Here is an 8,494-nt window from a genome sequence, read left to right as displayed (position 1 = left end):
CCCCCCCCGGCGGGGGGGGGGCGGCCCCCCGCCGTTCGCCGGTCAGGTGGCCGCGCGTACCCCGCGTCGCTCCCTCCCGGGTCAAGGAATGGCAACGATTTTCATATCCGACATCTCGATGGTGGAGTTGAAAGTCGTTTCCATTTAGCGTGGGGACCGCGAGCCAGTCCATCCAGCCCTCGGCGCCGGTCCCCGCCTCGCGGTCCGGCCCGGTCAAGGAGTCCCCGCGTCATGAAGGCCGTCCCGTCCCGTCCCGCGGTCCCCCGTCCCCCCGTCCGCCGCCCGCTGCGGGCGGCCGCCCTCTGCGTCGCCGCCCTGCTCGCCGCCGCGCCCCTGGCCGCCTGCTCGACGTCGTCCGCGCCGGGCTCCTCCGGCGCCTCGGACGACGGGAAGCCGGCCGCCTCCTCCGGCGGCGCGGGGGGCCACAGGACCATCAAGGTGGTGGCCGCGGAGAACTTCTGGGGGAGCATCGCGAGCCAGCTCGGCGGCAGCCACACCGAGGTCACCAGCATCATCGACAACCCCGAGGCGGACCCGCACGACTACGAGCCGACCGCCTCCGACGCGCGTACGGTCGCCGGCGCGCGGTACGCGATCGTCAACGGCGTCGGCTACGACGGCTGGGCGGGCAAACTGCTCTCCGCCAACCCCGCCGCCGGCCGCACCGCTCTCGAGGTCGGCGGCCTGGTGGGCGTCGAACCGGGCGGCAATCCGCATCGCTGGTACTCGCCGGCCGACGTCCACCAGGTCATCGAGCGGATCAGCGCCGACTACAAGAGGATCGACCCGGCCGACGCCGCCGACTTCGACCGGCTCAGGAACACCTTCGAGACACGCACCCTGGCCCCGTACGACCGGCTGATCTCCGCGATCAGGGCGGCGTACGCGGGCACCCCGATCGGCGCCTCGGAGTCCATCGTCAGCCCGCTCGCCGACGGGCTGGGGTTGAGGATGCTGACCCCCTACTCGTTCCTGAGCGCGATCAGCGAGGGCACCGATCCCACGGCGCACGACACGTCGCTGATCGACCGGCAGATCAGGGACAAGCAGATCAAGGTCTACGTCTACAACAGCCAGAACGCCACCCCCGACATCCAGCGGCAGGTCGGCGAGGCCGAGGCGGCGGGCATCCCCGTCGCGACGGTGACCGAGACGCTCACCCCGGCCGGCGCGTCGTTCCAGCAGTGGCAGGTCCGCGAACTGCGGGGCCTGAAGCAGGCGCTGGCGAAGGCCACCGGGAAGTGAGCACGGTGCGCCCTGCGGCACGGGCCGCCCGCGCGGCGGCCACCCACCCACCCGGAGCGCCGTCCGAGGCGTCCCAGCCGTCCCAGTCGTCAGCGCCGCGCTCGGTGGTCTCGCTCCGCGACGCCTCGGTGCGCGTGGGCGGACGCGTCCTGTGGTCCGGCGTGGACCTGGAGGTCGGTGCGGGCGAGTTCGTGGCCGTGCTGGGGCCGAACGGGGTGGGCAAGTCCACCCTGGTCAAGGCGCTGCTGGGGGTGCTGCCCGCGGAAGGCGGCCTGCGGGTGCTGGACCGGCCGCCCGGCCGGGCGGGGGAGCGGGTCGGCTACCTCCCGCAGCGGCGCAGCTTCGACCCCTCGCTGCGGATGCGCGGCCTCGACGTCGTCGGGCTCGGCTGGGACGGCGACCGCTGGGGCCTCCCCGCGCCGTGGACCGCCGGCCGGAAGGCGGCGCGCAGGCGCGTCGAGGAGGTGGTCGAGCTGGTCGGCGCGTCGGCGTACGCCCGGCGACCGATCGGACAGTGCTCCGGCGGTGAGCAGCAGCGGCTGCTGATCGCCCAGGCGCTCGTCCGGCGGCCGGAGCTGCTGCTGCTCGACGAGCCGCTGGACAGCCTCGACCTGCCGAACCAGGCCGCGGTCGCCGCCCTGATCGGGCGGATCTGCCGCGAGGAGGGCGTCACCGTCGTGATGGTCGCCCACGACGTCAACCCGATCCTGTCCCGGCTGGACCGGGTGGTGTACCTCGCCGAGGGCGGCGCGGTCTGCGGCACGCCCGCCGAGGTCATCACCTCCGAGACGCTCACCCGCCTGTACCGCACCCCGGTCGAGGTGCTGAGCACCTCCGACGGACGGCTGGTGGTGGTCGGCCAGCCGGAGGCCCCGGCGCACCACGCCGACCGCCACACCGGGCAGCGCACCGGGCAGCGCACCGAACAGGGAGGCGGGCGGTCGTGACGTCGCTGACCGTCCTGGCCGACGGCTCCGCGGGCTGGTCCTGGAACCTGCTGTCCGACGTGCGGGAGATGTGGTCGTACCCCTTCATGGTCAACGCCTTCCGCGCGGGCACGATCGTCGCGGTGGTCGCCGGGGTGACGGGGTGGTTCATGGTGCTGCGCCGGCAGAGCTTCGCCGGGCACACCCTGGCCGTCGTCGGCTTCCCGGGCGCCGCCGGCGCCGTCCTCGTCGGGGTCGGCGCGACCTACGGCTACTTCGCCTTCTGCGTCGCCGCCGCGCTCGTCATCGCCGCCGTCCCGCGCGGCGGCCGGGACGGCGGCGTCCAGGAGTCGGCCCTGACCGGCACGGTCCAGGCGTTCCTGCTGGCCTGCGGGTTCCTGTTCACCGCCCTGTACAAGGGGCTGCTCGGCGGCACGACCTCGCTGCTCTTCGGCAGCTTCCTGGGCATCACGACGCTCCAGGTGCGGGTGCTGCTGGCGGTCGCGGTCGCGGTGCTCGGGCTGCTGGCGCTCATCGGCCGGCCCCTGCTCTTCGCCTCGGTGGACCCGGACGTGGCCGCCGCCCGCGGCGTGCCGGTCCGGCTGCTGTCCACGGCGTTCCTCGTCCTGCTGGGCGCCGCGGCGGCCGGGACCAGCCAGATCACCGGCACGCTGCTGGTCTTCGCGCTGCTGGTGATGCCCGCGGCCACCGCCCAGGCGCTCACCGCCCGGCCCGCACGGGGGCTGGCCCTGTCGGTGCTGCTCGCCGTCGCGGTGACCTGGCTCGGACTGACCGTCGCCTACTACTCGCCCTATCCGGTCGGCTTCTGGGTGACCACCCTCGCCTTCGCCGGCTACCTGGCGGCCCGCCTCGCCGGGCCCATCGCCGACCGGCTGCCGCGGACCGCTCCCACTCCTGCGCCTGTGCCCGCACCCGCGCCTGTGCCCGCACCTGCGCCTGTGCCCGCACCTGCGCCCACGCCTGCGGATGGAGGCCGCGCATGACCTCCGCCGCGGACGCCGTGCTGGCGGCGCCCGGCTGGGCGCCCGCCCTCGGCCATCCCTTCTTCCAGCACGCCCTGCTGGCCGGCACCGGCATCGCCGCGGCGGCCGGCCTGGTCGGGTACTTCCTGGTGCTGCGCGCCCAGGTGTTCACCGGCGACGCACTCAGCCACGTCGCGTTCACCGGCGCCCTGGCGGCGCTCGCGCTCGGCGTCGAACTGCGGATCGGCCTGTACGCGGCCACGATCGGCGTGGCGCTGCTGCTCGGCGTGGTCGGAAAGCGCGGGCGGGCCGACGACGTGGCGATCGGCAACCTTTTCTCGTGGGTCCTCGGCCTCGGCGCGTTCTTCCTCACCCTCTACACCACCTCGCGCAGCGCCGGGAACGGCAACGCCGGTGTGGGCGTGCTGTTCGGCTCGATCTTCGGCCTGTCCGCCGGGCAGGCGGTGACCGCGGCGCTCGTCGGTGCGGGGATCTGCGTCGCGGTGGGAGTCGTCGCCCGTCCGCTGCTGTTCGCGTCGGTCGACGAGGCGGTGGCCGCCGCCCGCGGGGTGCCGGTCAGGCTGCTGGGCCTCGTCTTCCTGGCGCTGATCGGCGCGTGCGCGGCCGAGGCCACCCAGGCGGTCGGATCGCTGCTGATCCTCGGCCTGCTCGCCGCCCCCGCGGGCGCCGCCCAGCGGATGACCGCCCGGCCCTACGCGGCCCTGCTGCTGTCCGCGGGCCTGGCCGTCGCCGAGATGTGGGCCGGCCTCGGCCTGAGCTGCGCCGTCCCGCGGTTGCCGCCGAGCTTCGCCATCGTCGCCGCGGCCACCGCCGTCTACGCCGCCACCTTCGTCCCGGCCGGCGGCCGCCGCGCCCGCGCGGCCGCCGGTTGACGCCGCGGCCCCGTACTCCGCCCGGACCCGGGCCTCGGGCACAGCCGCGGCTGCGGGCCCGCGGTGCTGCAATGGACCCATGGCAGCGACCGCACCCTCGGACGTCAGCACCGATCTGATCATCGTCGGCGGAGGCCCGGCCGGATGCGCGGCGGCCCTGATGGCCGCGAGCGTCGGCACGCGCTCCCTCGTGGTCGAGGCGGACGCCCTGTGCGCGAAGCTGCGGCACATCAGGGTCGTCGGCAACGTCGTCGGCGGCCACTCCAGCGGCCCGGAGCTGGCCGCGGCCATCGCCGGCGACCTGGAGCGCAGTGGGCGCTGCGAGGCCCTGCTCGGCGTGCGTGCCACCAGGATCGACGCCTTCGAGGAGTACACCGCCGTGACCCTCGACACCGGCCGCAGGCTGCTCGCCCCGTACGCGGTCGTGGCGACCGGAGCGGGCCCGCTGCCCGTCGCGGACGCGCCGTGGCTGACGGTCGCCGACGGCGCGGCCGTTCCCACGCTCTGGGGCGCCGAAGCGGATGGCGACCGGCCGGGCCCGCTCCTGGTCCTCGGGGCCGACCGTCCGCTCGGTACGTTCCTGCGGGCGCATCCCGCGCTGGAGTCGGCGGTGCTGGTCGCGTACCCGCCGGGCGACGACCACAAGGCCGACGAGGTCCGCGACGACCGGCGCGTGGAGCTGCTGCCCGTGACGAGCCTCCTCGTACGGGCCGGCGGCGACGGGCGGTTCACCGTCGAGTGGACGGACCGCGGCGGCCGGCGCGGCGCCCGCACCGCGGGGTCCGCCTACCTCAACCTCGGCAGCGCGCCCGCACCTCCCGCGGGCGCCCTCGTCACCGACGGCGCCGGCTACTGCCCGCCGTCCCTCCAACACCCCCGCGTCCTGACCGCCGGCGACCTGCGCTCGCCCCGCTTCCAGCGCATCATGGCCGCGACCGGCTCCGGCGCCGAGGCGGCCCTGCGCGCCTACTACGCCCGGCAGGACGTGCCGACGGCGGGCGGGAGCGGCAGCGACAGGTAGCGGACACAGGTTCGGCCGCGTGTCCGCCGCGCCGTCGCGGACGCCCTGACACCCCCGGCGATACCCTCTCCGCAACGGCCTCGCTGTTGCGACCTTCTTGCGATAAGACCCGGCCGCGGACTAGTCTCTTTGCTGTTTTCGCTGATGGGCGCACCTTGGGGAGAGACATCGTGAGTGCCGACGTGTCCGCACAACCGTCGCTGGGCGAACGTCTGGGCGCCTTCCGGCGATCGCTGAGCCGCGAGGACCGCAGATCGCTCGGCGGGATGCTCGGCTTCATCGTGCTGCTCCACGTCGTCGGGTTCGGCGTGCTGTTCGGCCTCGTCGCCCCGAAGCACTACCACCTCGGCGGCGACCACCCGGTCTTCAACGTCGGCGTCGGCATCCTGGCCTACACCTTCGGCCTGCGGCACGCCTTCGACGCCGACCACATCGCCGCCGTCGACAACGCCACCCGCAAGCTCCTGACCGACAACGTCGAGCGTGAGGCGAAGGGCGAGGAGCCGGGCCGCCGGCCGCTGTCGGTCGGCTTCTGGTTCTCCCTCGGCCACTCCACGATCGTCTTCGCGCTGTCGTTCCTGCTCTCGGTCGGCGTGAAGGCGCTCGTCGGGCAGGTCGAGGACGACGACTCCACCCTCCACTCCGCGACCGGCGTCATCGGAGCCTCGGTCTCCGGGGTGTTCCTGTGGATCCTCGGCATCCTCAACCTCGCCGTCCTCGTCGGCATCATCAAGATCTTCCGCCGGATGCGCAGCGGCGACTTCGACGAGCAGGAACTGGAGGAGCAGCTCAACAAGCGCGGGTTCATGAACCGGTTCCTCAACGGCCTGACCAAGTCGGTCCGCAAGCCGTGGAACATCTACCCCATCGGCGTCCTGTTCGGACTCGGCTTCGACACCGCCACCGAGGTCGGCCTGCTCGTCCTGGCCGGCGGCGCCGCCGCGTTCAGCCTGCCGTTCTACTCGATCCTCGTCCTGCCCATCCTGTTCGCGGGGGGCATGTGCCTGATGGACACCCTGGACGGGGTGTTCATGAACGCGGCCTACGGCTGGGCGTTCGCCAAGCCGGTCCGCAAGGTCTTCTACAACATCACCATCACGGCCATCTCGGTGGCCGTCGCCCTGATCATCGGCAGCATCGAGCTGATCGGCGTGCTCGCCGACCAGGCCGACATCACCTCGGGACCGCTCGCGTCGATCGCCTCGATCAACCTCGACTACGCCGGCTACGGCATCGTCGGCCTGTTCTTCGCCTCCTGGCTCATCGCCCTCCTGGTCTGGCGGTACGGCCGGATCGAGGAGAAGTGGTCCGCCGACCTGGCGCCGCGCACGGTGGAGGCCGACTGACCCTCGGGCACCCGACCGGTACCCCCGGGCCGGCCCCGGAGGGGGCCCGGCCGGCGTGCGGCCATGGGGCAACACCCCCCGGCGCGAGCGCGGTTGTGGGAAGATCCCGGCACCATGAGGGCGTCGCCGGGCGTACGGGTCTCGCGCGCAGCGCTGTTCGCCGTGCTGTGCGTGCTGCTCGCTGCCTTCGGGCACGGGCTCGCGATGGGGTCGATGCCACCGCTGCGAGCCGACGTCCTGGGATGGCTCGCGGTGCTCGCGCCGTGCTGCGTGCTGTGCGGCCGGGAGCGGTCGCTGCCGGGTATCGGCGCCGCGATGCTCACCGCGCAGGCGGGCCTGCACGTCGGCTTCGACGCCGCCTGCTTCCGACCGGCGGCGTGGAGCATGCCGGGGATGCCGGGCGGGCCGGCGCCGTATCCCGCCGCGCACGCGACGGCCCTTCATACGACGGCCCTCCACGCGACGGCTGCGCATCTGACGGCGGCGCTGACCGCCTCCTGGTGGCTGCGGCGCGGCGAGGCGGCCGTGTGGGCGCTGCTGCGCCGGGCCGCCGCCCTCGTTCCCGCTCCGGCCGCCTGGTGGCGCACCGGCCCGGCGAGGGCGAGCGGCCCGCCGTCCGTGCGCCCGGTCCGGCGGGAGCGGGCGACGCGCATCGAGGGGCACCTCCTCCTCCGGCACCTGGTGACGCGCCGCGGCCCGCCCTCGCTCCGCTGGTCCTGACCCCCCGTGCGCGAGCCGCCCCGGCGGCCGGCGCACTCCGCCACGCCCTCATCGACCGTACGGAGTCTGCCGCCATGCCCCTCACGTCACCGCGCCACTTCGTCCTACGTGCCCTGCGCAGGACCGCCGTCGTCGCCGTTCTCGCCGGCGGCGGGCTCCTCGCCGCCGTCGGCCCGGCCTCCGCGCACGTCACCGTGCACCCCGACAGCTACGCCAAGGGCGCCGCCGACGGCACCCTCACCTTCCGGGTGCCCGACGAGGAGGACCACGCCGACACCACCCGGGTGCAGGTGTTCCTCCCCACCGACCACCCCATCCCGGGCGTCCTGGTCGGCCCGGTCGCCGGCTGGACGTCGAAGGTCACCACCGTCCAGCTCAAGACGCCGATCACCACCGACGACGGGACGATCACCGAGGCCGTGTCCGAGGTCAGCTGGACCGGGGGGAGGATCCGGCCCGGCCAGTACCAGGACTTCGACGTCGCCTTCGGCCAACTCCCCGACGACACCGGCAGCCTGGAGTTCAAGGCGCTCCAGACCTACTCCGACGGCACCGTGGTCCGCTGGATCGACCAGGCCCAGCCGGGCCAGGACGAACCCGAGCACCCCGCGCCGGTGCTCACGCTCACCGCCGCAGGCACGCCGTCGCCGGAGCCCGCCACCCCCGCCGCGCCGAGCACCCCCGCCGCGACGGCGGACAGCGCCTCCGGCAGCGACTCCGCGGCGCGCGGCCTCGGCATCGCCGCGCTGGTGGTCGCCGCCCTCGCCCTGGCCGGGGCGCTGGCGGCGCTCGCGCGGAGCCGCGCGACCCGCGGCTGACCGCTGACCGCTGACCACTTAGCGCTCACCGCTCACCGCTCGCCGAGCACCGGGGCGGCCGCCGCGTCCGACGGCCGCCCCGGTGCGTACGGTCCCTGCCGGGTCAGCTGCCGCAGCGCCTGCACATGGTGGCGCCGAGGGGCGCGGTCGTCAGGGCCGAGCCGTCGAGGCTCGACGTCCCACCGGCTCCGGTGCGCCGGTGGGCGTGGCGAAGGTCTGCGCGGCGTGGAGGACGGCGCCTGGCGTGGTGGCCGTGCCGGTCGCGGTGACGGGCACCGGGCAGACCTTCGGCGAGCCGGCGCCGTCGTCCACGACCGGCGCCGGCTCGTCGCGTAAGGGACGGACCCGCGTGGCGAAGCTGACGTGCCGCCACATTGACGGCGCCCCGGACGACGTGGTGCGATGAACCGCATTTCCGATTCAGCAACCAGGGGAAGCCGGTCCGATTCCGGCGCTGACCCGCAACCGTGGGCCCACCGCACCGGTGGGCGAGCCGGACCACCTGCGCTGGACACCACGTCACCATCGCCGTCGAGGACTAC

At 74.5% G+C, this 8,494-nt stretch carries 8 protein-coding genes; all 8 read left to right on the top strand.

Going from position 1 to position 8,494, the window contains the following annotated elements:
• The first annotated feature begins 231 nt into the window (after nt 1–231).
• Nucleotides 232–1,245 (top strand): metal ABC transporter solute-binding protein, Zn/Mn family, encoded by a 1,014-nt coding sequence (locus tag V2S66_RS29920; protein WP_330799874.1) that lies wholly within the window; start codon nt 232–234, stop codon nt 1,243–1,245.
• A 5-nt stretch (nt 1,246–1,250) separates the two neighbouring features.
• Entirely contained in the window at nt 1,251–2,192 is a 942-nt protein-coding gene (locus V2S66_RS29915; protein ID WP_330799873.1) for a metal ABC transporter ATP-binding protein, read from the top strand.
• Nucleotides 2,189–3,175 carry a metal ABC transporter permease gene (locus V2S66_RS29910; protein ID WP_330799872.1) on the top strand — a complete coding sequence of 329 codons (987 nt, stop codon included), beginning with the start codon at nt 2,189–2,191 and terminating at the stop codon, nt 3,173–3,175. The genes V2S66_RS29915 and V2S66_RS29910 overlap by 4 nt, the downstream gene beginning before the upstream one ends.
• Nucleotides 3,172–4,047, top strand: coding sequence for a metal ABC transporter permease (locus V2S66_RS29905; protein WP_330799871.1), 876 nt, complete (start codon nt 3,172–3,174; stop codon nt 4,045–4,047). The genes V2S66_RS29910 and V2S66_RS29905 overlap by 4 nt, the downstream gene beginning before the upstream one ends.
• 79 nt (nt 4,048–4,126) lie before the next feature.
• Entirely contained in the window at nt 4,127–5,068 is a 942-nt protein-coding gene (locus tag V2S66_RS29900; RefSeq protein WP_330799870.1) for an FAD-dependent oxidoreductase, read from the top strand.
• 233 nt (nt 5,069–5,301) lie between these two features.
• Entirely contained in the window at nt 5,302–6,414 is a 1,113-nt protein-coding gene (gene nicT, locus V2S66_RS29895) for a Nickel transporter NicT (RefSeq protein ID WP_413966517.1), read from the top strand.
• 114 nt (nt 6,415–6,528) lie between these two features.
• Complete coding sequence (locus V2S66_RS29890) at nt 6,529–7,134, top strand: hypothetical protein (RefSeq protein ID WP_330799868.1); 606 nt, start codon at nt 6,529–6,531, stop codon at nt 7,132–7,134.
• 74 nt (nt 7,135–7,208) lie between these two features.
• Nucleotides 7,209–7,952, top strand: a complete 744-nt coding sequence (locus V2S66_RS29885; protein ID WP_330799867.1) for a YcnI family copper-binding membrane protein — start codon at nt 7,209–7,211, stop codon at nt 7,950–7,952.
• Nucleotides 7,953–8,494 lie beyond the last annotated feature (542 nt).

It is taken from the genome of Actinacidiphila polyblastidii (genome assembly GCF_036353415.1).
Classification (GTDB): domain Bacteria; phylum Actinomycetota; class Actinomycetes; order Streptomycetales; family Streptomycetaceae; genus Actinacidiphila; species Actinacidiphila polyblastidii.
This window is presented reverse-complemented; position numbering and strand designations above follow the sequence as displayed.